Origin of the sequence: Nostoc sp. NMS4 (genome assembly GCF_017115095.1) — a bacterium.
Taxonomy (GTDB): domain Bacteria; phylum Cyanobacteriota; class Cyanobacteriia; order Cyanobacteriales; family Nostocaceae; genus Nostoc.
In genome coordinates this window covers 1-23,515 of record NZ_JABXKI010000225.1, presented here as the reverse complement: position 1 = coordinate 23,515, position 23,515 = coordinate 1, and the positions used below count along the sequence as shown (strand labels likewise).

The following is a 23,515-nucleotide window of genomic DNA, read 5'->3' as shown; positions in this document are numbered from 1 at the left end:
ATAAGCTAATCGGCATTTAAGTTGCATAAAAGCAGGGCTGAAGCCCTTACTAAAAGCGAATCATTCTGGAAAAATGAATGACGATTAGCTTATCACCTATGAATCTGAGTAAATAGGGAATAACCACTGACAGCAAAAATAAAAAGGATGGCGGCAGGAAAAATTACTACATCCCTGATAATAAATAAAATCCAATCTTTTCTTAGTTCTTGTTTAAACTTGAGTTCTCGCAGTTTTCGCTCAAGTTCTAAGTCTTCTTGTGACTGCAAGTTTACAGGTGACAGAATTAGTGGATTGTCGCCTTTGCTGGCAATTATTTTTGATAAATCTGTTATGTCTGTCATGCTGTTTAGATACCGATAATTTCCAGTTGCTTCAAGGCTTTGAGCAATCAATACTGTCATAACATATCTGACTACTGCATAAAACCAGGGCTGTACTGCTTCGCAGAACCCGTAAGGTAGCCTTTACTACAAGCGAGTCAGTCTGGAAAAATGAATGACGATTAAAAAAAAGAGCCAGAGAGTTAGTTATCTGGCTCAAAGCTGGAGACAAAAGAATCATCAAATAAAGGCTAACTTGGGTAAGAACCTAAATTCTTCCCAGGTTATGCAGCCCTAAGATAGTACCCACTCCTAAGATATGACCAAAGGCGGTAGTTGCTAAAAGGGCTGGTAAACCAAAACCACCAAACAAATTGGCTGAGGGTAGTCCTGGTTCTGCATTGGGATACTTGATGCTAGATTTGCCAAAGGCAATGGCAACGATATTAGCAATAATCATAATCAGTCCAACTGTAGGACTCCATTGCAGAGGTGTGGTTGCAGCAGCGAGTAAGGTTGAAGTCAACACCTAGATTTGCTCCTGAAATTTATTAATGGTTGAAAACATGATCTGAAACTTTCCGAAGCAAATTCAAGAAATTACCCGATTTTGCATCAATATTTAACAGTTATTCTTACTACTTAATACAATATGAGTTCAACGCGGTGAGCTGACTGTGGTAGATAGTTGGAATTTCAACCTCTGAAATAAGCAGATCGTTAGTCTTTATTTATACATAGATAGCAGTTATTCCGATGAAATTATTGCATTTATAGCAATCCGTGCAGGAGTTACGAATAAAAAGATTTCCGAATTTTTGCAGGATATAGCTGAAGTAAGATATTTAAGGAGCGGATTCACCTTTCGGTAGATTTATACAGAATCATCAAAACTGTATATTTGGATGGGCTAACACATAACTTGCCACAAAACCTCATGCTAAATCAGTAATTTCAAGATCGACAAATGAAATTTTGATTTCCGCAAGCCGCACACTCGTGGCTTCCAGTCATGAGTTAGGCGCTCCATATTCTGTTAAAATTAGGATACAGCGAAAACCAAGCTAATCTGAACCACGACAACTAAAGATATAGGGTTCTACTAGGAAATAGATACTTTTGTATCGATCCTCTAGTGGGTAAAATCTTTAAGGTACAGAGGTTAAACATACTTAACTTTTAGGTACTTGTTTGAAAGTCGCCGTCGGTGCGCCGGAGACTTTAAAAACGCCTGTGGAGAACTTGTAAGACCTGGAGCAATTCAGGCACAGATCGTTGAAGCAGGAATCACGCGACTTCAAGTCGTGTGAGGTTCAATGAATTCTAGTTAATTTGTTCCTTAAGTTCCTCAAAAGCCATGACATCCCCTGAGCCTCAAACTGATTTTGGAGAAAAAGCTAAAACTCCAGAAACCTCATTTGAGCCACCTTCTGGAAAACGGCGGTGGCTTTGGTTGTTTTTAACTGCACTCCTATTGTTAGGAGGCGGAGCAGCTCTAGTTTGGCGTTTACTGACTCCGCAAAATTCAGCACCTTCAACTGCTAACGCTCAACCTCAAGGGGTAAGAGTCAAAATATCAACAGTGCAAAGCGGCATAATTGAGGAAAGTTCAGATTTTATTGCTAGTCTAAAATCCCTGCGCTCAGTCACGCTCCAGCCGAAGATTCAGGGTCAAGTTACCCAAATACTTGTCAAATCGGGAGATCCAGTTATCGAAGGAGCGGCAATTCTCCAAGTAGATCCTACACCACAGGCAGCGATCGCTCTTAAGAATACTGCGCCTCAAGCATTTTTAGTGCAATTGGCAAATGCCCGCGCTACACTCAAATCTTTAGAAGCAGAACGACCATCTTACGTTGCGAATGTGCAATTGTATCAGCAGAACTACGAAAAGTTTGTCACCTTAGCTGAACAAGGAGCTGTATCTCGACAGACTAGCAATCAGGTTGCTAATCGGCTCGCTAATGCTAAGACTATTCTGGATGCAATTGATTCCAGGATTCAAGCACAACGAGCCACTATCTTACAAGCTGAAAAATCTTTACAGCAATCTAATGTAAATACTCAAACACAACAGCTCCAGTCCAACAAAATTACCGCTCCCTTTAGTGGCACTATTGGCAAGATCGCTGTGAAAGTTGGTGATTTAGTTAATACTTCTACACCATTAGTTAATATTACGCAAAATCGACCTTTAGAAGTGAATATCTCTGTACCACTACAGCAAGGGCCTCAATTGCGTGAGGGAATGCCAGTAGAGGTGATGAACACACAAGGTCAAAAACTTGGTAGAAGTAGGATATTTTTTATTGCACCGAATGCCAGCAATGAAACACAAACGATATTGATTAAGGCACTTTTTGACAACACTAACAATCAGCTACGTGCAGATCAATTAGTCAGGACTAGAGTGTTCTGGAATCAGCGCCCCGGAGTTTTAATTCCCACAACAGCAATGACTCGTGTAGGCGGAGACACTTTTGTTTATGTTGTTGAAACCGAGATATCTCCCCAAGGTGTATCCCAACAAGTAGCTCGGCAGAGACGAGTCAAGCTAGGCGAGATTAAAGATAATAATTACCAAGTTATTGAAGGATTACAGCCAGAAGATAAAGTTATTATTTCAGGGTTGCTTAATCTTAGGGATGGTATGGCGATCGTTCCAGAATCTTAATTAAAAGGGGTGGAAGAAATAACTAATGACTAATGACAGCGATCGCTAAATTTAACCTTGGAACAGTACTGTAACAGCAGATAATCACTTTGGTAAACCAAAATAAAACCGATTAATCTATGGCATCTTTAGTAGGAAAAGTTGCAATTATCACTGGTGCATCGCGGGGAATTGGACGGGCGATCGCACTAAAATTAGCTGGTAACGGTGCATCTATTGTCGTCAACTATGCGGGTAATGCGGGCAAAGCACAAGAAGTTGTTGCAGAAATTGAAAAGTTGGGAGTAGAGGCAGTTGCTATTCAAGCTGATATTAGCAAAGTACCCGACATCGAACGGTTATTTAAGCAAACACTTGAGCGCTTTGGTAAAGTTGATATTTTGGTCAATAATGCCGGAATCGCCTTCTATAAACCAATTACTGAGGTGAGTGAAGAAGATTTCGACGCGATTTTTGCCATTAACGTCAAAGGCACTTATTTTACTTGCCAACAAGCCGCGCAACATATATCAGAAGGGGGACGAATTATCAACTTTTCCTCATCAACTACGGCGATGATGCTGCCAACTTATAGTGCCTATGTAGGAACCAAGGGTGCTGTTGAACAAATCACGCGGGTACTAGCTAAAGAATTGGGTGCAAAAGCGATCGCAGTTAATGTTATTTCTCCTGGCCCCACCGATACAGAACTATTCCGAGAAGGCAAAACACAAGAACAGATAGATCGTTTAGCGCAAATGGCTGCTTTTGGCAAACTCGGAGATGTGCAAGAAATCGCCGATGTTGTAGCATTTCTCGCCAGCGATGAAGCTAGGTGGATCACTGGGCAAAATATTCGTGTCAACGGTGGAATCGCGTGAGGCGCTCAAAGCTCTAGTTAGGTGAAAATTAACCTGCTACTTCCATTAATTCGAGCTTTTTACTGGAATATAATTATCCCAGAGCAGCTAACAAAGCGGATTACTAATCTGGGCTGAAAAAGTTTGTATAAACTGTTTCTAAGTTATACAAATAACGGTTAGTCTATCCGGTTGTAAAGTCTGTATTTTCGTACTCAATATCACTTCTCAGACATTCAAAAATTATGGATTTGTCCAACTTTACTACACTTCAAAACTTAGAAGCTGCCTTCGGTGGTGAATCGATGGCAAATCGTAAGTATCTGTTTTTTGCTGAGGTGGCGCGTCAACTTGGGTTTACAGACTTGGCAAAACTTTTTAAAGAAACAGCAGAACAAGAAACTGAACACGCTTTTGCACATTTTAAGTTACTACATCCAGAACTTGTGGTAGAAGATTCAGGTGCTTTAACTGATGAACAAAAGCGGGAAATTGTATCTCGCTGTTTATCCTTGGCAATTGAAGGCGAGACTTATGAATATACCACAATGTATCCAGAGTTTGCCGCCGATGCCCAACGCGATAGCGATAATCCTGCGGCTGAAGAATTTCTCAAACAAGCTCAAGAATCTACCGAGCATGCCAACACATTTCGGGAAGCTGCTCACCGTTTTGGCTTGTTAAAATCCATCGAAAATTACCACGCCGATCGCTACACTGAAGCCTTAGAAGTATTAAACGGAGGACAAGCAGCAACCAGAGTTGCAGGTGAAGATCCTAAAACTCGTAAATGGATTTGTACGCAATGCAGTATGATTTACGATCCCGTTGCTGGCGATCCTGATTCGGGGATTGCACCTGGTACACCTTTTGAAGAAATTCCAGAAAACTGGGAATGTCCAATTTGCGGTGCTAGCAAAAAAACTTTTAAACCATTTAAGGAAAAGGTTGCAGCTTAAGAGGAGAATCAACTATAGCAATCCTAAATCATTTGTAAAAAATTAGATCCCCGACTTATTCAAGAAGTCGGGGATCTGGACATTTACCATCTCTAATTTTAAGTAATTCCTAATTCCTTTAGGGTGTGAGAGTTTTTTCAATACGACGATCGGGGATCAGCCAGATGACTGCGACTAAAGCGTATAATGCACAGGCAAACCATGAGTTGACAAAGGCAAGTGGAATTGCTACAGCATAGACAACTACTGATAATTTTCCTTTGAAGTCTTCACCAACTGCGATCGCTAGAGTCGAATCTCTGCCGTGGTGAGAAATCAGGGTGCGGGTAAGGATGAAGTAAGCCATCGCAGCCAACAATAACACCGTACCATAAAGGACAACTGGCATGGCGGCAAAGTGATTCTCACCCATCCAGCCAGTGACGAAGGGGACTAGCGATAACCAAAACAGCAGATGCAGATTAGCCCAAAGGATACGGCCATTAACGTGTCGGACTGCTTGTAGTAGGTGATGGTGATTGTTCCAGTAGATGCCGATATAAATAAAACTCAGCACATAGCTTAAAAATATCGGGATTAGTGGACGTAGCGCAGCTAAATCATCCCCATGCGGTACTTTGATTTCTAGCACCATAATGGTGATGATGATGGCAATCACCCCATCGCTGAATGCTTCTAATCTCCCTTTTCCCATGTACGCATTCCTTTTTTATTTACTTGAAAGTAAGTTGTGACATTCTGTACTTTATCGTACCAAGTAGTCGCCATTGGTGAAGATTGTCTGCGCTATGGTCGCGCTTTTGTTTAGGCTACTCCATACCCTGTATAGGGACGTTTATACGGCGGATGTAAACCTAGAATAATATCCTCTTTCGGCACACCAATTTCTACTAATTCCCGCGCAATATCTACATCAGTCATATTGCGCTGAATCCAAATCTTCCCATCCTTAATATCTAAATGGATGATACAGTTGTAGATTCGCTTCAGTCCCTCCCAGCCAATTTCTAAAAGCTGGTAGTGGTCATGTTCTTTATCAAACACAAGCTGAGACTCAATGCCTGAACTGCCAATCTCAAAAGTAGCGTGAGACGTTAATACTTGGCAGATGCTTTGGCGGTACTGTTCTACTCTCGCAAAATCAAAATCTTTAATTCTCACTCGCCAATTTCCGCCGTAATTCCCGAATAGCAGCGCTAGTATTGCGCTCGTAGGCAATTTTTAAACAATCTGTGACTACTTCTGACACATTGATATTAGGGAAATAACGGCTACTGGTTTCAACAGTGTAGCGTAGACGCAAAGCGGCTTGTCGTGAGACATCGCCTTGCAATCTGTAAATTACAAGCTGGTTTTTCCTGAACAACCAAACTTCTGGTACTCGATAAGGTAGGTAGTCATTCACATCAGTGTAACTAGTGATGTCTATCTCCACTACTAAATCGGGTGATGGATCGATGCCCCAATTGATGCGGTTTTTACCTGCGATTGCTTGCCAGTTTTCAATATAAAAACAGTAGTCTGGTTCTATACCACTTTCCTGTGGTAGTTCCATTGTGATTGGGGTAAATGCCTCGTATTCTTGTCCTAGATGATCGAGCAAAACTTTTACTACATCTGCAATTACACTTACTTTACGCCCATGTTCTGGTAGCGGTGCCATCAAGATAATTTCTCCATCTCGATACTTGATCCGAGGCGAAGAGCGATCGCCTAGTTGTTCATTCAATGCTTGATAATCTTGCCAACTTCCAGGTAGGCGTACTACCGCACCTGGGGGCAAATGGATTTTATCGGGTGTAACAACAGCGAACATAGAACTGATACCTCCACATCAACTGTAATGCTTTAAATATCAATTGCTGCGACTGAAAAATACAGCAGCTATAACAATTAAACCTAAAAGTGCTAGAGGAACCCAGAGATTAGGGAGATCGGATAAACTCATAAAAGACTTCCAAATAAGTAGAGTATATGAGGCAGATTGCAATAGACAGTTGCTACTTTATAAATCAACTTTTAGGTAAGCCTTTTTTTAACTTCCTCAGCCAAATTTTCTAATAGCACTTCTACTTGCTCACCTGTTTTCAAATCCTTGAGCGATGACTTTTGCGCTGCTGCTTCTTCAGAACCAATGATTACACAGAATTGAATTCCTTGCTTGTCTGCTAATTGAAATTGTTTACCCAAGGGACGCTTATCAAAGTTAGTTATCACATTAATTCCTGCCTGACGCAGATGTTGAGAAACTTTTAAATAAGTGGGCATTAAATCTTCTTGCATATTCACTACCATCACTTGGGCGGGTGTAGCAGCTAAGGTACTTATAATTCCAGCTTTTAGCAAGCGACTAATTAAACGAGTTAAGCCAATCGAAATGCCTACACCTGGCATTTTTTCACCCAAAAATACCCCAACTAATTCTTCATATCTCCCGCCAGAACAAATACTACCTAAAGCTTCATGTCCTAATAGGGTTGTTTCGTAAACAGTGCCAGTATAGTAATCAAGACCACGGGCAATTGATAAATCAATACAGAAACGATTTTCGGCAACTCCGAGATTACGTACTCCAGCAATTACCGTTTCTAATTCGCTAACTCCTAAACTCAATTGCTCGGTTTCTGGCAGATTTTCGGCGAGGTGCTTGAGCTTCTCTAAGACTTCATCAACGGAACCGTCTATTTTGATAAATTCAATAATTTTTTGTGCCTGTTCTGCTGAAATCCCTTCTTTTTCTAAATCTTGTTTTACTTTACTTTCGCCAATCTTTTCTAGAGTATCAACAATCCCAATACACGATTTAATTTGATTTTCGGCAATTCCCAATGATTTAAAAAAACCAGTCAGAACTTTTCGGTTATTGATGCGAATCAGAAAATCACCAATATTAATTGCATCAAATATCTCAGTGATAATTGCTGGCATCTGAGCATCATAGAGCAAACTGAGTTCACGACGGGCAACTACATCAATATCGCACTGACGAAACTGACGAAAACGCCCATCTTTTGCCCGTTCTCCCCGAAAAACTACATCTGTTTGGTAGCGGGCAAAGGGAAAGGTTAATTCATTCAGGTGACGGGCAATATACGCCGCTAAAGGAACTGTTTGATCGAACTTTAAAGCTCTGGCTTCCGAACCAGTTTCGCCCGATTTATCTTTCTCGGCTTGTCGATTTGGTGGCAGTATGGGATCGATTCCATAAATGATATTGTCGCCTTGATTCCCTTTAGCTTGCAGCACTTCTAAACGTTCTACAGCAGGTGTTTCGATGGGCGTAAATCCATAGCTTTCAAAAACTCTACGGATGATATCTAACAAATATAATTCTAGACGCTTTTCGCTAGGAAGAAATTCTGGGAATCCGCTAGGGGTAGAAAAGTTTATTTTGTCACCTTTGGCCATGCGTGTACCTTACTAAGTTGAAATTTGAGATGAAAGAAAAGTATTGGGCGAATAGAATTCGCTACTACACAAAACTTAGTCCACCTCCGTGGACTAAGAGAAAATTAAGGTTTTTAACCTGCGTGGTGCGCCAAGCGCAGCGCAAGCGCGATAGGCAGGTGAGAGTTTGTGTAGCCGCGACTTCTAGTCGCCCGGTTAGTGGAGCGGAGCTTCTCTACTCCTATGTCTATTTTATCCGTTCTTCTTGCACCAATGTACGTTGGTAGAGTTGATCGTTCTTAAACCAATGCCAGGTGCGGAAACGATAGTTATTGCAAGGGCTGAGGAAAATCACTTCATATAAGTAAGCACCCGGAGCCTTCTTAAAAGTAAATCGGAACATAATAGTTGCATCGTCTACTTCCCAGGCATTACCCTCAAGACGTTCGGTGTCAAACCAGACTTTTTTATCTCGATATAAACCAGGAAAATGATGTCCTTCTTGTTTGCCATTAGGCCATTTGTAGCGATTTATTTGGTAGTAGGAATAAGGAGGGTTTTCAATAAATTTGCAGCTTAAATGAGAAGTGTATTTATCTAAAATTTTTCCTTCTGTATCAACCAGTGTATAAGAACCTGACCATTCTCCTTCTTGACGGGACATTAGGGGCATTTCTGTTTTAATGATAGACATGTTCAACTCCTATTTCTATAAGCTTTATGAGAGACTATAGCGCTTCTCGGTTGAGTGGAATACAGACCTAACCCCCAATCCCTTCCCTACTAGCGTTGGGCAGGGTGGTTTCATACGAAAAAAGAAAAATACATAAGTCTTGATTTCTCGTGAAAGTGGCATGGCTTTTTCCCTCTCTCCAAACCTCTCCCCCACGGGGGGAGAGGCTTTGAAACCTAGTTTTAGTTTTTCTCTGCTTGTATGAAACCACCCTGCTTCCCTACTAGCGTTGGGGAGTAAGATTCAAAGCCTCTCTCCTTTTAGGAGAGAGGTTTGGAGAGAGGTCAAAGTGTATTGCATACAAACGAGAACCGCTATATTATTTTTCATTTATATTTATTTGTTCCTTTTATCAATTCTCTATAGCAGTCCTCAATCATTTGTAAAAATAAATTAACCGCAGAGGCGCAGAGAACGCAGAGAGAGGAACCAAAGATTTTCAGGACTCATTTAGGATTGCTCTATTCTTGATTATCAAACCACCAAGGGTTACTACTTGCGTTAGTTTTAATCAAAATAGCTTTTTTTCGCATGAACCGTTTTAGCGCCGCTACACCCATGCGTGACTGTCGCCTTGATTCCCTTTAGCTTGCAGCACTTCTAAACGTTCTACAGCAGGTGTTTCGATGGGCGTAAATCCATAGCTTTCAAAAACTCTACGGATGATATCTAACAAATATAATTCTAGACGCTTTTCGCTAGGAAGAAATTCTGGGAATCCGCTAGGGGTAGAAAAGTTTATTTTGTCACCTTTGCATCCCCATCAATATCTTTCGCTAGTCCGCTCCAACGTGTTATTAGACCAGGCTTCCGCGACAAGTTCACGACTTCTCTGCCGCTTTCTGCTTCCTTCTTACGTAGGTCTGCAAATATTGCATCTAAATCATAGTTGAAAGACTTCGCATACTCTTCACGGATTTGGTGGATCTCTTCGACAATCTCATCTGTCCACATGATCTAATATCCCATTAGTTCGTTGGGTGTGCAAAGGATAGGCAATACATGGCCAAAATCAAGGCTAATCTCGGCTAACTTACCCTGTATTTGAGCATTAGCAATATGTTTACAATTCCACGTTAACAGATAATCCATGCCGTGGACGGTTGCGGCGGCAATGTGAATTGCGTCTACCTTTGCTTTCGGAGGCAGATTACTCCGGGTCAGGAATTGAATAGCTAAACTTTGTACGGCTTGATTCAATGCCAACAAAGGAAAGTCTTGCAAAATTTCCAGTCGTTGAGTGGCGATCGCTGTATCTCCCTTAGCTACTTCGTCTAAAACAGCCTCCGAAGTGTAAAGAGTGAAGTTGTTTCGACGAAAGTCCCACCAGTCCCGTGTTGTTTCGATATTGGCAGCAATAATCAGGTTTTTGGTCGATCTGGCTGTCAGATAACCAATAACACTGGTTTCAATATAGACGGTTTCACTCACAGTACTTTCTAAATTTTATCTGCCCTCATCCTACAGCTCATTGCTACTCCAAGATGTTAAGTGGTAATGGTTAGATTAATGGGTCACTCCCCATTCTCAAACCACCAAGGGTCATTAGTAGCGTTAGTTTTAATCAAAATAGCTTTTTTTCGCATGAACCGTTTCAGCGCCGCCGCACCCATGCGCGATCCTCCCAAACCGGAGAATTTGAAGGGGTTTTTCTCTCCCTCATGCATGATGGCGGTGAGTCCAGCATCGTTGATACTGATAGCACCTGCATCTATTTGTTGGGCAATTTCTAAGGCTTCTGTTTCTGAAGCAAATACAGCAGCACTTAATCCATAAATTGAGTCGTTGGCTAAAGATATTGCTTCCTCTACTGTAGAAAAAGGCATGACTGGCATAATCGGTCCAAAAGTTTCTTCAGTCATCACTTTCATGGAATGATTAACCTGGGTAAGCACTGTGGGACGACACCACCAACCGCCCCCTAAGTCTTCGATTACACCGCCGCAGTGAATTACTGCTCCTTTTTCCACTGCATCTAGAAGATGATCGCTAATAACGGCTGCTTGTTTTTCGGCGATGATCGGGCCAATTTCTCCACTTTCGACTGTGGGATAGGCTAGCTCGAGGCGATGGGCTTTGGCTACTAGTTGATGGTAAAACTTTTCAAATATGGAGTCTGCAACGTAAATTCGCTCAATTGCAGAGTATGACTGTCCGGTGTTGACGACGGAACTCCACAATATTGCTGAGGTTGCTAATTCTAAGTTGGCTGATTCTAAAACGATCGCAGGATCTTTGCCTCCTAATTCCAAAAAAGCTGGAATAAACTGTTTGGCAGCCGCCTGTGCAACTTTTCGTCCTGTGGCGACACTGCCTGTAAAACATACTAAGTCTACATTTTCAATCAAAACAGATCCGGTTGCGCCCGCTCCTTCAACAAAAGTTAATACGTCGTGCAATTTGGGAACGGCGTTGAGGGCTGTAATCAGTGGTGCTACGAAGCGGGGAGTGATTTCACTGGGTTTGACAATGACGGCACAACCTGCGAGCAATGCCGGAATTGTATCAATAGTAGACAGTAACAGGGGAAAATTCCACGGGCTAATTACCCCAACGAGGGGATAAGGAACAGATGTTTGTTGTAAGGCAATAAAGGGAATGGCGGTATTTTTTGCCGATTCTTGCAGTAATTCCGGTGCTAATCGACACCAGCGATCGATGCTGGAGAGGAAGGAGTCTATTTCTAATACCGAACCTGAGAGTCTTCCTGTATCATTTACCAAAGCTTCCGTGAGGCGATCGCGTCCAGATAATATCGCTTCCTTCCACTGCTGTAAGGCTTCAATTCTCCCCTCTAAGCCCAACTGCTGCCAGCGAACTTGTACCCTACGTGTCCGCCTACATTGCTGTAATACCAGTCTGGGAGGCGGCGGGATAATTACGTAATCAAATTTGCCAGTTCGGGGATTGCGGACTTCTATTGGTTTTGTCATTTGTCGTTTGTCAAATTTAGAGAATGCGATCGCCACCCCAGAGCGATCGCACAAGTCTATCTGTCAATTCTGAGCCAAACATCTGTGCGGCAAATTTATTACCTGGATCGCGTTCCGCACTGATCCGGCGGAGTGCCAAATCACGAGCAGCTAAAGCGGTGCGTGCATCTTCTGGCACTGGTTCAGCTGCATCTACCCAGGTTAACCAGCGATCGAGTGTTTCGTGTGCAAGTGTGCGAATTAATTCCAGGGTTTCAAAGGTAGGCGCGCCTATGTAGCAAAGACTAACGGGCGATTGAAATAGACGAATATATGCACTTTTGCTAGTAAACACCTTGAGCCGCGAATCTTCCTGTAACTTTAAGAATGTTGGATTAACCGGCTCGTAGTAGCGATCGAAATATGCCAAATCGGTTAAAAGCTCAGTCCGGGGAATGTAATCTACATAAAAGAAAATATTCGGAAGTGTGCCAAATTCAAAGGCCAAATGAGGAACCTGAATCTGCGACTTCAACCAATTGGTGAGGCGCATAGTGCTAAAGCTTGATTTTTGAGCATTTCCCAACCACGAATGCACTAGCCAGTCAATTTCTTCCCCAGAAAAAGCGGTCAGCGAACCCTTCATATTACCATCGAGACTGCTGTATTGCTGTAAATTTTCTACAGAAGGATCTAGATGTAACTGAAAACGAGCCTCTAGTTTTTGGCGGAGTTCCTTTGTAATCTCCCACAACTGCTCAAATACAGCTTTGTTGTCTAGATCGGTTGGTTGCTGAGTCATAGTTTGAGTTTTTTAGTCTACCAAGGCTTATATTACATTGCAGACTGCGATCGCTCTCAAAATACCAACTCCCAATCTTTGAACCCAAAAATTGCTATTCCAAACTCGGTGTCCAGATCCCCGACAACTTTTACGGATACTCTGTGCCGTTTGCTCTGGTATCTGCCAATGGTTTTTTGGATGCAGTGTCATATCTAGAAGTCAGAAAATACTCAGAAATTTGTATTTTCTTACGAGTCGTGATGCGTAAAGCCCCCGTCATTCATGCGGGGGATATAAGCGAACAGGATAAATTTATTTATCCGTGATGCGGGTCGTTAATGTACTCTAATACTTTTTGGGTGCTAACTTTTCCTAATGTAAACATCAATATAATATTTACCCTAAATAAGCCTTTTTAACTCGCTCATCACTAATTAATTCTGATGCCGCACCTGTTAAGGTAATAGAACCAGCTTCTAAAACATAACCGCGATCGGCAATTTGTAGCGCCAGATTTGCGTTTTGTTCAACTAACAAAATAGTCACACCTGTAGCCCGGAGATTTTCAATAATCGAGAAGATTTCCCGGACGATCGCAGGTGCTAAACCTAAGCTAGGCTCATCTAAAAGTAAGAGTTGTGGTTTACTCATGACAGCACGAGCGATCGCTAACATTTGTTGTTCACCACCACTGAGGGTTCCTGCTAGTTGATTTCGTCTTTGTGACAAGCGGGGAAATAGCTCAAATTGACGCTGAATGTCTGCCTTGATCTCAGCTTGATTAGAGCGAATATAAGCACCCAAAAGTAAATTATCAAGTACTGTTTGCCGTGCTAATACTCTACGTCCTTCAGGACAATGGGCAATACCAAGTTTTACAACTTCGTGAGTTTGGCGACGGTTAATATTATGTCCATTATAGATAATTACGCCACTCTTAGGATTAACTACTTTAGATATGGCGCGGAGTGTGGTAGTTTTACCAGCACCATTAGCACCAATTAGAGTAACTACCTCGCCTTTTTGAATAATTAAATTAATTTTTTTCAGAGCTTGAATACCGCCATAATTAACATCAAGTTCTTGAACTTCTAAAATTGTATAATCTGGTCTACTATCGGATTTCATCGGCGGTTTACATCCAGAAATGTTGATTCAAAACCTAACATACATCAATCATACATTTCTTAAAACAGTGCGTAGACATTGCTTCAACTTAAAAATTAACGCCAGAATACTGCAATCTTTATGATGTACTATTAGTTACTGATAAAGATATCAAGCGTCCTGTGGCAAAAGTAGCAGATATTGGTAGCAAACGACTAATTAATTTAGCTCCCGATGCATGGGTACAGTGGGTGACACAGCGTCCTGAAGTCGTGGCGAAAGAAATTCTCGGCTCTGAGTTTCACTGGATTAGCCGGGAAACAGATGTCTTGGTGAAAGCATACAGTGCCACTCACGGAGATTTTCTAGTACTAAATGAACTACAGTTGCGTTACACGGCACAGATACCTCTACGGATGAGAGCATATACTGCCTTGGCACAAGAACGTTATCAATTGCCAACTTACCCAGTACTGATCAACATTTTACCGCCCCCATCCACCTTAACTATTGTCAGTAGTTACGAGCAGGAATTTTTGGGGTTACGTGCTATCCAAGATTATCGCACGATCAATTTGTGGGAAATCGATGCTGAAATAGTGTTTGGGCAACCATTACCATCGTTGTTACCCTTTGTGCCAATCCTGCGAGGAGGGGGAGAGGTATCTGTTGTGCAACGCGCATTACAGGCGCTACGAGCAGATGCACAGTTGAACGAGTTAGAATCATTGCTGGCATTTTTTGCTAGCTTTGTGTTAGACACGCCTTTAGTGCAAGAAATCATGAGGTGGGATATGGCAGTATTGCGAGAATCGCCTTGGTATCAGGAAATTGAGCAAAGAGGTATTCAAGAGGGTGCGCGACGGCAGTTAATTCGGGTATTGGAACAACGCTTTGGTGAAATTCCTCATGAAGTGGAAGTAAGGCTTGAGGGCAAAAATGTGGAACAATTAGAAACTTTAATGGATAGCGCGATCGCAGTGAATTCTTTAGACGAATTTGTGAGTATTTTGTTTACATGAATTGCAGCAACCTACTTAAAAGCAATTTCAAATTAATATAAATCTCACTTATCTGAGTGCATCTATATAGGCATACTTTTTCGGATCTTGCATTTGCGGCTTATCTATGTGAATATTCTATTAGTAAAATACGGTAAGCTGCTCTATTTATCGTAGTATTAATATTGCTTGTAGTATAATGTACGTATGTTCAGTAAGTATTTACCACATCGACTGATGAGGATTGTCAGCAGCTTTCTTCAAAATTATGAAATATCTAGAATTGGCATATTTGCCTTATTCTTTACCTGTGGGTTAAGTTTGACTCTTGTGATATCTGCGTGTTCTGCCAACACCAACAATACAGATAGCTCTGTAGCAACACAGACAGTAAATCAAGGTGTGGTAGTTCGTATCGGCTATCAAAAAGCGGCGACTATTCTCAGTGTTCTCAAAAACCGAGGCAATTTAGCGCAAACTTTAAAGACTGCTGGTGCTTCGGTGACATGGGCAGAATTTCCCGCAGGCCCACCAATACTAGAAGCAATGAACGCAGGTAGTATTGACTTTGGCTATACAGGTGAATCACCACCAATATTTGCCCAAGCCGGAGGTACTCCCTTGCTTTATGTTGCTTACGATCCTTGGAGTCCCAGAGCTGAAGCAATTATTGTACCGAAAGATTCACCAATTAAAACGGTTGCTGACCTGAAAGGGAAAAAATTAGCCTTTGCTAAAGGCTCGAACACTAACTATCTTGTTGTCAAAGCTGTAGAAGCTGCCGGATTAAAGTATAGTGACATTCAACCAGCACATCTAACACCAGCAGATGCCCGTGCAGCATTTACTGGTGGTAACGTTGATGCTTGGGCAATTTGGGACCCTTACCTAGCAGCAGTTGAACACGACACAAAGGTTAGGACATTAACAGATGCAACAAATTTAGCACCGAATCGGGGTTACTATCTTGCGCGTCAAGAGTTTGTTAAATCTCACCCAGATTTGTTGAAAACCCTGTTAGATGAAGTAAGCATTGTAAATAAATGGGCAACAAATAATCCAGAAGAAGTTGCCAAGTTTTTAGAACCAGAGTTAGGTATTCCCGCAGCAGCATTAGAAATTGCCGAAAAACGACGAAAGTATGGCGTTTTACCGCTAACAGATGAGGTAATCACTCAGCAACAAAACATTGCCGATACTTTTTACAAAATCAAGCTAGTTCCCAAGCAAATCCAAGTCAAAGATATCGTTTGGAACGGTAATAAATCTTAGAAGTTCCTCCCTACTAGCAAAAGCTTATGGACATTAACACCCAACAAATAAAAACGGATGTACTTGTCATTGGTGGCGGTACAGCCGGAACAATGGCTGGAATTAAAGCCAAACAAGCGAATCCCGATGCAGAGGTGCTGATCTTAGAAAAGGCTAACATAAGGCGGAGTGGTGCGATCGCAATGGGTATGGATGGCGTGAATACCGCAGTCATTCCCGGTCATTCCACACCAGAACAATACGTGCGCGAAATCACCCTAGCTAACGATGGCATTGTCAACCAAAAAGCCGTTTATCAAACAGGCAAATTAGGTTATGAAGTTATCCAAGAATTAGAAAGTTGGGGTGTGAAATTTCAAAAAGATGCCCAAGGCAACTATGACTTAAAACAAGTGCATCGTGTGGGTAAATATGTCTTACCGATGCCAGAAGGAAAAGACCTCAAAACAATTCTCACCCGCCAAGTCAAACGCCACAAAGTCAAAGTCACAAATCGCGTCATGGCAACCCGCGTATTAGTCAAAGAAGGACGTGCTATTGGTGCGGTGGGATTTGATGTCAGAAACGGTGATTATATTGTCATTCAAGCTAAAGCAGTCATCCTGTGTACAGGGGCTTGTGGCAGATTAGGATTACCTGCTTCTGGCTATCTCTACGGCACTTATGAAAATCCTACCAATGCTGGAGATGGCTATTCAATGGCTTATCATGCAGGAGCAGAACTTAGCAACATTGAATGCTTTCAAGTTAATCCTTTAATCAAAGATTACAACGGCCCCGCCTGTGCTTATGTTGCAGGGCCTTTTGGCGCTCATACTGCTAACGCCGAAGGAAATCGCTTCATTAGTTGTGACTATTGGAGTGGTCAAATGATGTTGGAAATCTGGAAAGAATTAAATTCTGGAAAAGGGCCAGTCCAACTCAAAATGACCCATCTTGATGAAGATACAATCGCTGAAATTGAATCAATATTGTGGGCGAATGAACGCCCAAGTAGAGAACGTTTTCATCAAGGCAGAAATGAAGATTACCGCACCCACGGCGTAGAGATGCACATTTCCGAAATAGGCTTATGTAGCGGTCATAGTGCTTCTGGTGTATGGGTAAATGAAAACGCTCAAACAACCGTCACAGGTTTATATGCAGCCGGAGATATGGCCAGCGTTCCCCATAATTACATGATTGGAGCATTTGTTTTTGGTCGCATAGCCGGAACTCATGCCATTGAATATATCCAAGATTTAGATTTTATTGAACCAGATACAGATTTTTTAGAAGCTGAAAAAGCCAGAATTTATGCACCTTTAACTCGTCCCAATGGTGTACCTCATACCCAGGTAGAATATAAATTAAGACGCTTAGTTAATGATTATCTGCAACCACCAAAATCAGGTAATAAAATCGAGATTGGTTTAAAACATTTTGTGCAATATCAAGAAATATTAGAGATAATGGGCGCTCGTGACCCTCATGAATTGATGCGTAGTCTAGAAGTTCACTTTATTCGAGACTGTGCAGAAATGGCAGCCAGAGCATCATTATATCGTCAAGAAACTCGTTGGGGTCTTTATCATTACCGTTTAGATTACCCCGAAAAGAATGATGATGAGTGGTTTTGTCATGTCAACTTAAAGAAAGATGAATTAGGGGAAATGGTATTGTTTAAGCGTCCTGTAGATCCTTATATTGTGGAAGTAGATGCAGTCAAAGAACTTTATGATGTTGCAGTTAAATGAATGTCCATGAAAATGCTCTATAAAGCAATAATTTTTGATCTCGATAATACACTGTTGAATTTTGAGCTATGTGAACGCCAAGCTATTCTAGGAGCATTAGAAGATTGTGCAGTATCTTTAGATTTAAATGGAATCAGTGAGACTATTTTTCTTCAAGTCTTTGAAACTTATAATTCCCAGTATTGGAGACAGCAAGAAATCTTTTCTCCTAGTGAGTTAATCGAGATGTCTTATCGAAGTACACTTGCTCAATTAGATATACAAACAGATCAAATCAGCAATATTAGTCAAAGTTTTTGGCATATTTTTAATCATTCGGGCGTAATGGAACCTGATGTAAATGAAGTCTTAACTGTTCTCTCACATAATTATCGTTTGGCTGTTATCACCAACGGTTTTGTATCAGCACAACTACCGAGAATGCAAGCTGCGGGAATTGAGCATTTTTTTGAAGCAGTTGTAGTTTCTGAAGCAATTGGTTTTGCTAAACCATCTCCTGAGATATTTCATCATGCGTTATCTAGATTAGATTTAAGACCAGGAGAAGTCCTTTACGTAGGAGATTCTCTCACTCATGACTATGCGGGAGCAATGCAAGTCAATATTGATTTTTGTTATTACAACAGAAAAAATCAAGTTCTACCGCAAGGAGTTCAACCAAAATTTATAGTAAATCAACTCTTAAATTTGCAGGATTTTTTAGATTAAATAGTTAGCTACCTACGATGTCATATCCATACAATAGTATGGATTCGGTTGATTGGTTTAGACATCACTTGATATAAATAATGTTTAATAAAAATAATTATATTACATATTTAAATATGTTAAAACTCTACAGCTATTATCGTTCAACAGCTTCATATAGGGTAAGAATTGCACTAGAGCTTAAAAAGCTTCCCTATATTTATCAAAGTGTTTCTAAACTAAGAAAAGGTGAACCAGAATTTACAGCAGAATACGGTGAAATTAACCCACAAAAAATGGTTCCGACTCTGATTGATGGTGATGTTGTGATTACGCAGTCATTAGCTATTATTGAATATCTTGAAGAACGTTATCAAAAACCAGCACTTTTGCCAATAGATGCTGTAGCAAGAGCTTACACACGCCAAATTGCACTTTTAATAGGCTGTGATATCCATCCTTTGAATATCATGAGAGTTCGCAAGTATCTCACTTTACCAATAGGACTGAATCATGTAGAAAAAACAAATTGGTATCACTATTGGCTAGGTGAAGGCTTGAATGCACTAGAAAAACTGTTGGTTAATAGTAAATTTCGTGGTGATTTCTGTTATGGTAATGAACCAACAATAGCGGATATTTTTCTTGTACCCCAAGTTTATAATGCTGAAAGATTTGAATACCCTTTAGAAGCATATCCAAATATTTACAAAATATATGAATTATGTGTAAAACATCCAGCCTTTGTTGCTGCACAGCCTGATTTACAACCTGATGCTTCAGAGTATCATCCTGATGATGAATATTAATCAAGCAAATTCTATACAATACCTACTAATGTCGATTGAATGTTCCAGGACAATAGTATAATTAATAAAAAAGGGCAAATAGTTTTTATGGCTTTAATCAATCAAAGAATAGATGTTCCTGTGATTATTGATGAATCAAAATGTTTGGAAAAATGCACAGCCTGTATTGAAGTTTGTCCCTTGGATGTCTTGGCAAAGAATCCAGAAACGGGGAAAGCTTATATGAAATATGATGAGTGTTGGTTTTGCCTGCCTTGTGAAAAAGAATGTCCAACCAATGCAATTACTGTGCAAATTCCCTTTTTGTTGCGCTAGTTGTATAAGGTTATTAACTTGCTTGTAACAAAACCATTTTAGCTTGCAACCTTTTCTAAAAAACTATCAAAAGTATTCGTGTTGATTAAACCATTTTCTAGCAATACTCGACGTACAGCTACCAAATGTACAGGCTGAACATACGCTTGCTGTTCGTAAGGTGGTAAGATGACTAAAGTTCCCGATGATGGATACTGATAGACTTGTTGAGAGCCAGTTGTTGCTACTTTTACAAAACCTGTCTTTAAAAGCAATTCTTCTAGAGCAATAAACTGAATATTTTTAACCATTATGACGAATCACTCCCTTTAACTGCTTTAGAATATCATTCCGGTATTTGGCAAATTGTTTAATCGCATCTTCTAGGATTCAAAATGTCTGCAAGTAATAATCTGGAATTAAACCAATGGTTGGAAATGTTGCGATCGCCTGACGTAAATGACCGTATAGTAGCTGTCAAAACCTTGCAACATCTAGGCGATGATGAAACAATCGACGCTTTAATTATAGCTTTGAAAGACGAACATATTATTGTTCAGAAAATAGCAATATCTGCCCTTTGGGAAATTGCCAATCCTGCTGCAATCCCGGCTTTAATTGAATGCCTCAGTTCAACAGATGCAGATATTCGCACTGAAGCCGCATCAGCATTAAACGAGTTAGTTACACAAGATGAATTGTTACTTTTACTAGATAAACTCCAAAGTAATGATGTAAATATTCAATTAAATATTTTAGTGCTTTTGCGGAAAATACATGATATTCAATCTTTACCGGATATTTTATCATTTTTAGCATCAAAAAATCCTGAATTACGTGAGGCAGCTATTACCACACTGCGATATATCAATCAACTAGAAAAATGTCCGCAAGCTTTAAATTTAATCTTTGATGAGGAAGCAAGTGTACGTCGTGCTGCTGCTTTAACTTTAGAACATTTACAAGATGCAGACGTGATTACAATACTTTGTCAAGCACTTACAAATGATAGTGACTGGCAAGTTCGCCGTAATGCAGCGAAATCTTTGGCTATTCATGCAAATAATCAAGCAATTTCAGCATTAGAAATAGCTTTAGGTGATGAACATTGGCAAGTGCGGAAATCAGCAGCACAAGCTTTGCAAAAAATCCCAGATATTCAAGTTATGCCGAGATTAATTCAAGCATTAACAGATGAATATGCAGATGTAAGAAAAGAAGCTGCGATCGCACTTGGAAATTTAGCTCATCCCGACGTTATTAACCCCCTGCAACAAGCCTTAGACGATCCTGACAAAGAAGTGTCCATCCAAGCGCAACGAGCAATTCAGAAGATTCAGACAGATAAAAAAGTCGTATTGGGTTAAGAGGTTGTTTGAAAAGTGGTTAGCTGTGATTTTAATCGAATTATTACCCCCCTTAATCCCCCCTTATAAAGGGGGGAAACAAGAAAATCCGGTTCCCTCCCCTTTATAAGGGGAGGGTTAGGGTGGGGTAAAAATATTTTATACATCAATCAATCATGACTTTTAAAACATCCTCTAAGTGAATTGACAATAATGATGCAATCAAAGGATGATTTCTATCAGCAAGAAGTAGTCCAACTCCTCAAACAGGTTATCGAACCTATCTTAAAAAATGACATCGTTAGTTTGGGAATGATCCGAAACTTACGCATAGTTGATGACTATATTTACCTGCGTTTATATATCGGTTCTCATCAGCACCAATTACAGCCAGAGATTGAATCTAAATTATCATCTCTATCTTGGTGTAAAAAAACTTATATTCAAATTTGTACAATTCCCGGTGTTAAAATAACTCTTGCAGTTTCTAGTGGTAAAGGTGGTGTGGGCAAATCCACAACAGCCGTTAATATCGCCGCAGCTTTAAAATTACAAGGTGCAAAAGTAGGATTATTAGATGCTGATGTTTATGGCCCCAATGTTCCCCAGATGTTGGGTTTAGGACAAGCTGATATTCAAGTGATTAATACTCCCACAGGTGATAAGTTTTTACCTCTAGAAGCTCAGGGAATAAAAATAATGTCAGTGGGTTTACTTGCAGAAGCAAATCGTCCTTTGGCATGGCGGGGGCCTGTATTGCATAAAATTATCACGCAATTTTTGCAAGATGTGGAATGGGGGGAATTAGATTATTTATTAATAGATTTACCTCCCGGTACAGGTGATGCTCAAATTACAATTATCCAAGAAAGCCCAATTTGTGGAGTCATTTTAGTGACAACTCCTCAACAAGTGGCTGTTTCCGATGTACGACGTAATATATATATGTTTCGCCAAGTGGGTGTTCCTGTCCTTGGCATCATTGAAAATATGAGTTATTTAATTTGCGGTGATTGTGGTTCACACACACCGATTTTTGGTAGTGGTGGCGGCGAACAACTGGCCGCAGAATTACAAGCGCCTCTGTTGGGACAAATTCCCATTGATCCCCGCATTTGTAGTGGTAGTGATACTGGAAATCCGATTGCGATAAGTGAATACGCTTCACTAGCAAAGGAGGTTTTTACACAAATAGCTACTTCGTTAAATACTACTTTTACGTTACACGATCAAACTACGCAGCTTGACCAAGTTTAGTAGCTTCAGGAACTTCAATCAATTGCCCTGTTTTGACATCGAGCGATCGCCATCAACTCACCAAACATTGTTTTACTTAAGAGCAAATACTCTTTGTTCTTGAAATGATAAAATAAGTTTATTGAATAAAAAATTAAAAGCACCAGGCGTGAGAAGATCCTGGTGCTAGATATGAATTACAAAATTCAGATACCCGACTTTTTCAAAAAATCGAATACTTTGTTGTCACGAAAGATTTAGAACCGCTATTTAAACACCAGGAGTATTGCCACCATCAACCAGAATTTCTGCCCCAGTAATTGAAGAGGCAAGATCGGAGACTAAAAATAAAGCCAGTGCAGCAATCTCTTCTGGCTTAACGATTTTTCCCAGAGGTATTGCTTTTAATGATTCCGCCTTGATTTCTTCTACACTAACACCACGAATTTGAGCATTTTGCTCTGCCAAACGTTCGGCACGCTCTGTACCAGTTAGGCCGGGTGAAATAGCGTTAATGCGAATATTATGCTGGGCTAACTCTTTAGAAATTCCTCGCGTGAAGTTTAATAAAGCAGCATTGGTTGTACCGCCTGGGAGGAAGGACGGACGAGGTGTACGTGCTGCACCACCAATAATGTTGACAATTCGCCCATCGCGCCGATTTTTTTGATGAGGTACAACGGCTCTAACTAATCGAATGTAGCCCAACAATTTCAGATTCCAAGCATCTAAAAAAGCATCATCACCCAATTCTAAAAAAGACCCTGCACGGGCTGAACCAGCATTGTTAATCAGGATATCAATCTGACCAAATTGTGCCAGCGTTGTAGAGACAACCCGATCAATACTTTCTACTTGAGTTAGGTCGGCACTGATAGAAATCACTTTAGCGCCTGGAGTCGTTAAGGATTGGATATCGGCTACTGCTTTTTCTAACTTTTCTTGATTACGAGCAGCGATCGCTACATTCACACCTTCACTGTACAAAGCTCTGGCAGTGGCTAATCCAATACCTGCACTTCCACCTGTAACAATTGCTGTTTTACCTGATAGTTGTAGCTCTAAGCTCATAATGATTTACCTGTGTTGAAAATATTAATTGTTTGAATTTCATACTCAAATCAAATTGCAATAGACTCAGCGCGAATTAATAATATTGCTGACTGAGAACCTGTATTGTGGATGTTCAAGATGCCTTGACTCTCACCAGATGTGCAATCTAAAAGTATCTTGATTTCTGTATCATTGCTGTCCGTCATTACAGTACTGATGAAACATCAATAGCGATCGCGCTACATAGCTAAACTGAAATCAGCCATTTTTGTCTAAGAGGATGTTTGAAAAGTCTTCTTGTCGGTATCAAATATTTTTTACCCCACCCTAACCCTCCCCTTGCAAAGGGGAGGGAACTAGATT

Annotated in this window: 27 protein-coding genes and 1 pseudogene; 11 read left to right on the top strand and 17 right to left on the bottom strand. The window is 40.7% G+C overall.

All coding sequences use genetic code 11. The annotated features are described in order from the left end of the window. Window positions 1-92: 92 nt before the first annotated feature. The gene (locus HWQ37_RS19770; protein WP_292749950.1) at window positions 93-404 is read right to left on the bottom strand and encodes a hypothetical protein; all 312 of its coding nucleotides are present in this window, start codon (window positions 402-404) and stop codon (window positions 93-95) included. A 187-nt stretch (window positions 405-591) separates the two neighbouring features. Further along, on the bottom strand, window positions 592-852 hold the full coding sequence (psaK, locus tag HWQ37_RS19765; protein WP_292749948.1) for a photosystem I reaction center subunit PsaK: 261 nt from the start codon (window positions 850-852) through the stop codon (window positions 592-594). Between the two features lie 828 nt (window positions 853-1,680). On the opposite strand from psaK, the gene HWQ37_RS19760 reads away from it, so the two are divergent. The 3 genes from HWQ37_RS19760 to HWQ37_RS19750 all read left to right on the top strand — a co-directional run bounded on the left by HWQ37_RS19760 (window position 1,681) and on the right by HWQ37_RS19750 (window position 4,795). Beyond that, window positions 1,681-2,997, top strand: a complete 1,317-nt coding sequence (locus HWQ37_RS19760; protein ID WP_292749945.1) for an efflux RND transporter periplasmic adaptor subunit — start codon at window positions 1,681-1,683, stop codon at window positions 2,995-2,997. 119 nt (window positions 2,998-3,116) lie between these two features. Beyond that, window positions 3,117-3,857: an SDR family oxidoreductase gene (locus HWQ37_RS19755; protein WP_292749942.1), complete on the top strand. Its 741-nt coding sequence runs from the start codon at window positions 3,117-3,119 to the stop codon at window positions 3,855-3,857. 224 nt (window positions 3,858-4,081) lie between these two features. Beyond that, window positions 4,082-4,795 carry a rubrerythrin family protein gene (locus tag HWQ37_RS19750; protein ID WP_292749940.1) on the top strand — a complete coding sequence of 238 codons (714 nt, stop codon included), beginning with the start codon at window positions 4,082-4,084 and terminating at the stop codon, window positions 4,793-4,795. 118 nt (window positions 4,796-4,913) lie between these two features. Here the strand turns inward: HWQ37_RS19750 and HWQ37_RS19745 are convergent, their stop codons facing one another. The 12 genes and pseudogenes from HWQ37_RS19745 to HWQ37_RS19690 form a co-directional block, all read right to left on the bottom strand. Next, window positions 4,914-5,489: a TMEM175 family protein gene (locus HWQ37_RS19745; RefSeq protein ID WP_292749937.1), complete on the bottom strand. Its 576-nt coding sequence runs from the start codon at window positions 5,487-5,489 to the stop codon at window positions 4,914-4,916. A 110-nt stretch (window positions 5,490-5,599) separates the two neighbouring features. Further along, the gene (locus HWQ37_RS19740; RefSeq protein WP_292749934.1) at window positions 5,600-5,956 is read right to left on the bottom strand and encodes a XisI protein; all 357 of its coding nucleotides are present in this window, start codon (window positions 5,954-5,956) and stop codon (window positions 5,600-5,602) included. Further along, window positions 5,946-6,611, bottom strand: coding sequence for a Uma2 family endonuclease (locus HWQ37_RS19735; protein WP_292749931.1), 666 nt, complete (start codon window positions 6,609-6,611; stop codon window positions 5,946-5,948). Before HWQ37_RS19735 ends, HWQ37_RS19740 begins: the two co-directional genes overlap by 11 nt. A 203-nt stretch (window positions 6,612-6,814) precedes the next feature. After that, complete coding sequence (gene hisS, locus HWQ37_RS19730; protein WP_292749928.1) at window positions 6,815-8,203, bottom strand: histidine--tRNA ligase; 1,389 nt, start codon at window positions 8,201-8,203, stop codon at window positions 6,815-6,817. 226 nt (window positions 8,204-8,429) lie between these two features. Next, window positions 8,430-8,876, bottom strand: a complete 447-nt coding sequence (locus HWQ37_RS19725) for a DUF3598 family protein (RefSeq protein WP_292749926.1) — start codon at window positions 8,874-8,876, stop codon at window positions 8,430-8,432. Window positions 8,877-9,480: 604 nt separating this feature from the next. After that, window positions 9,481-9,657, bottom strand: a pseudogene (locus HWQ37_RS19720) (histidine--tRNA ligase); the annotation flags it as partial. Beyond that, on the bottom strand, window positions 9,654-9,869 hold the full coding sequence (locus tag HWQ37_RS19715; protein WP_292749923.1) for a hypothetical protein: 216 nt from the start codon (window positions 9,867-9,869) through the stop codon (window positions 9,654-9,656). The pseudogene HWQ37_RS19720 and the gene HWQ37_RS19715, both read right to left, overlap by 4 nt. Before the next feature lie 3 nt (window positions 9,870-9,872). Further along, window positions 9,873-10,346 carry a type II toxin-antitoxin system VapC family toxin gene (locus HWQ37_RS19710; protein ID WP_292749920.1) on the bottom strand — a complete coding sequence of 158 codons (474 nt, stop codon included), beginning with the start codon at window positions 10,344-10,346 and terminating at the stop codon, window positions 9,873-9,875. An 83-nt stretch (window positions 10,347-10,429) separates the two neighbouring features. Continuing rightward, window positions 10,430-11,848 (bottom strand): aldehyde dehydrogenase family protein, encoded by a 1,419-nt coding sequence (locus tag HWQ37_RS19705; RefSeq protein ID WP_292749917.1) that lies wholly within the window; start codon window positions 11,846-11,848, stop codon window positions 10,430-10,432. Between the two features lie 16 nt (window positions 11,849-11,864). Continuing rightward, window positions 11,865-12,629, bottom strand: a complete 765-nt coding sequence (locus HWQ37_RS19700) for a red chlorophyll catabolite reductase (RefSeq protein ID WP_292749915.1) — start codon at window positions 12,627-12,629, stop codon at window positions 11,865-11,867. Between the two features lie 27 nt (window positions 12,630-12,656). Beyond that, window positions 12,657-12,821 carry a hypothetical protein gene (locus HWQ37_RS19695; RefSeq protein ID WP_292749913.1) on the bottom strand — a complete coding sequence of 55 codons (165 nt, stop codon included), beginning with the start codon at window positions 12,819-12,821 and terminating at the stop codon, window positions 12,657-12,659. A gap of 186 nt (window positions 12,822-13,007) precedes the next feature. Then, window positions 13,008-13,739 (bottom strand): ABC transporter ATP-binding protein, encoded by a 732-nt coding sequence (locus HWQ37_RS19690; RefSeq protein WP_292749911.1) that lies wholly within the window; start codon window positions 13,737-13,739, stop codon window positions 13,008-13,010. A gap of 161 nt (window positions 13,740-13,900) precedes the next feature. Between HWQ37_RS19690 and HWQ37_RS19685 the strand changes: the two genes are divergently transcribed. From HWQ37_RS19685 to HWQ37_RS19660, 6 genes are all read left to right on the top strand, one after another. After that, a complete protein-coding gene (locus HWQ37_RS19685) occupies window positions 13,901-14,740 on the top strand; it encodes an Rpn family recombination-promoting nuclease/putative transposase (protein WP_292749909.1) in 840 nt (279 codons plus the stop codon). 186 nt (window positions 14,741-14,926) lie between these two features. Continuing rightward, window positions 14,927-15,991 carry a sulfonate ABC transporter substrate-binding protein gene (locus HWQ37_RS19680; RefSeq protein WP_292749906.1) on the top strand — a complete coding sequence of 355 codons (1,065 nt, stop codon included), beginning with the start codon at window positions 14,927-14,929 and terminating at the stop codon, window positions 15,989-15,991. A 26-nt stretch (window positions 15,992-16,017) separates the two neighbouring features. After that, entirely contained in the window at window positions 16,018-17,727 is a 1,710-nt protein-coding gene (locus HWQ37_RS19675) for a fumarate reductase/succinate dehydrogenase flavoprotein subunit (RefSeq protein WP_292749904.1), read from the top strand. Between the two features lie 6 nt (window positions 17,728-17,733). After that, on the top strand, window positions 17,734-18,435 hold the full coding sequence (locus HWQ37_RS19670) for an HAD family hydrolase (protein WP_292749901.1): 702 nt from the start codon (window positions 17,734-17,736) through the stop codon (window positions 18,433-18,435). 80 nt (window positions 18,436-18,515) lie between these two features. After that, complete coding sequence (gene maiA, locus HWQ37_RS19665; RefSeq protein WP_292749898.1) at window positions 18,516-19,223, top strand: maleylacetoacetate isomerase; 708 nt, start codon at window positions 18,516-18,518, stop codon at window positions 19,221-19,223. Between the two features lie 87 nt (window positions 19,224-19,310). Next, window positions 19,311-19,538 carry a 4Fe-4S dicluster domain-containing protein gene (locus tag HWQ37_RS19660; protein WP_292749895.1) on the top strand — a complete coding sequence of 76 codons (228 nt, stop codon included), beginning with the start codon at window positions 19,311-19,313 and terminating at the stop codon, window positions 19,536-19,538. Between the two features lie 38 nt (window positions 19,539-19,576). Here HWQ37_RS19660 and HWQ37_RS19655 read toward each other — a convergent pair whose 3' ends face one another. After that, window positions 19,577-19,828 (bottom strand): type II toxin-antitoxin system HicA family toxin, encoded by a 252-nt coding sequence (locus HWQ37_RS19655; protein WP_292749893.1) that lies wholly within the window; start codon window positions 19,826-19,828, stop codon window positions 19,577-19,579. Window positions 19,829-19,912: 84 nt separating this feature from the next. Here HWQ37_RS19655 and HWQ37_RS19650 point away from each other — a divergent pair, with 84 nt between their 5' ends. Both HWQ37_RS19650 and HWQ37_RS19645 read left to right on the top strand, forming a co-directional pair. Next, a complete protein-coding gene (locus HWQ37_RS19650) occupies window positions 19,913-20,884 on the top strand; it encodes a HEAT repeat domain-containing protein (RefSeq protein WP_292749891.1) in 972 nt (323 codons plus the stop codon). 192 nt (window positions 20,885-21,076) lie between these two features. Further along, a complete protein-coding gene (locus HWQ37_RS19645) occupies window positions 21,077-22,120 on the top strand; it encodes an Mrp/NBP35 family ATP-binding protein (RefSeq protein WP_292749889.1) in 1,044 nt (347 codons plus the stop codon). 249 nt (window positions 22,121-22,369) lie between these two features. Here HWQ37_RS19645 and HWQ37_RS19640 read toward each other — a convergent pair whose 3' ends face one another. Both HWQ37_RS19640 and HWQ37_RS19635 read right to left on the bottom strand, forming a co-directional pair. After that, complete coding sequence (locus HWQ37_RS19640) at window positions 22,370-23,170, bottom strand: SDR family oxidoreductase (RefSeq protein WP_292749886.1); 801 nt, start codon at window positions 23,168-23,170, stop codon at window positions 22,370-22,372. Between the two features lie 50 nt (window positions 23,171-23,220). Then, window positions 23,221-23,358 (bottom strand): hypothetical protein, encoded by a 138-nt coding sequence (locus tag HWQ37_RS19635; RefSeq protein ID WP_292749883.1) that lies wholly within the window; start codon window positions 23,356-23,358, stop codon window positions 23,221-23,223. Window positions 23,359-23,515: the final 157 nt, after the last annotated feature.

Coding starts and splice junctions, on each gene's coding strand:
- HWQ37_RS19680 (WP_292749906.1), top strand. CDS start 14,927: ATGTTCAGTAAGTATTTACCACATCGACTGATGAGGATTGTCAGCAGC.
- HWQ37_RS19725 (WP_292749926.1), bottom strand. CDS start 8,876: ATGTCTATCATTAAAACAGAAATGCCCCTAATGTCCCGTCAAGAAGGA.
- HWQ37_RS19690 (WP_292749911.1), bottom strand. CDS start 13,739: ATGAAATCCGATAGTAGACCAGATTATACAATTTTAGAAGTTCAAGAA.
- HWQ37_RS19770 (WP_292749950.1), bottom strand. CDS start 404: ATGACAGTATTGATTGCTCAAAGCCTTGAAGCAACTGGAAATTATCGG.
- HWQ37_RS19745 (WP_292749937.1), bottom strand. CDS start 5,489: ATGGGAAAAGGGAGATTAGAAGCATTCAGCGATGGGGTGATTGCCATC.
- HWQ37_RS19700 (WP_292749915.1), bottom strand. CDS start 12,629: ATGACTCAGCAACCAACCGATCTAGACAACAAAGCTGTATTTGAGCAG.
- HWQ37_RS19650 (WP_292749891.1), top strand. CDS start 19,913: ATGTCTGCAAGTAATAATCTGGAATTAAACCAATGGTTGGAAATGTTG.
- HWQ37_RS19705 (WP_292749917.1), bottom strand. CDS start 11,848: ATGACAAAACCAATAGAAGTCCGCAATCCCCGAACTGGCAAATTTGAT.
- HWQ37_RS19645 (WP_292749889.1), top strand. CDS start 21,077: ATGATGCAATCAAAGGATGATTTCTATCAGCAAGAAGTAGTCCAACTC.
- HWQ37_RS19640 (WP_292749886.1), bottom strand. CDS start 23,170: ATGAGCTTAGAGCTACAACTATCAGGTAAAACAGCAATTGTTACAGGT.
- HWQ37_RS19755 (WP_292749942.1), top strand. CDS start 3,117: ATGGCATCTTTAGTAGGAAAAGTTGCAATTATCACTGGTGCATCGCGG.
- HWQ37_RS19660 (WP_292749895.1), top strand. CDS start 19,311: ATGGCTTTAATCAATCAAAGAATAGATGTTCCTGTGATTATTGATGAA.
- maiA (WP_292749898.1), top strand. CDS start 18,516: ATGTTTAATAAAAATAATTATATTACATATTTAAATATGTTAAAACTC.
- HWQ37_RS19750 (WP_292749940.1), top strand. CDS start 4,082: ATGGATTTGTCCAACTTTACTACACTTCAAAACTTAGAAGCTGCCTTC.
- HWQ37_RS19695 (WP_292749913.1), bottom strand. CDS start 12,821: ATGACACTGCATCCAAAAAACCATTGGCAGATACCAGAGCAAACGGCA.
- HWQ37_RS19655 (WP_292749893.1), bottom strand. CDS start 19,828: ATGGTTAAAAATATTCAGTTTATTGCTCTAGAAGAATTGCTTTTAAAG.
- HWQ37_RS19670 (WP_292749901.1), top strand. CDS start 17,734: ATGAAAATGCTCTATAAAGCAATAATTTTTGATCTCGATAATACACTG.
- HWQ37_RS19715 (WP_292749923.1), bottom strand. CDS start 9,869: ATGTGGACAGATGAGATTGTCGAAGAGATCCACCAAATCCGTGAAGAG.
- HWQ37_RS19735 (WP_292749931.1), bottom strand. CDS start 6,611: ATGTTCGCTGTTGTTACACCCGATAAAATCCATTTGCCCCCAGGTGCG.
- HWQ37_RS19675 (WP_292749904.1), top strand. CDS start 16,018: ATGGACATTAACACCCAACAAATAAAAACGGATGTACTTGTCATTGGT.
- HWQ37_RS19635 (WP_292749883.1), bottom strand. CDS start 23,358: ATGACGGACAGCAATGATACAGAAATCAAGATACTTTTAGATTGCACA.
- HWQ37_RS19760 (WP_292749945.1), top strand. CDS start 1,681: ATGACATCCCCTGAGCCTCAAACTGATTTTGGAGAAAAAGCTAAAACT.
- hisS (WP_292749928.1), bottom strand. CDS start 8,203: ATGGCCAAAGGTGACAAAATAAACTTTTCTACCCCTAGCGGATTCCCA.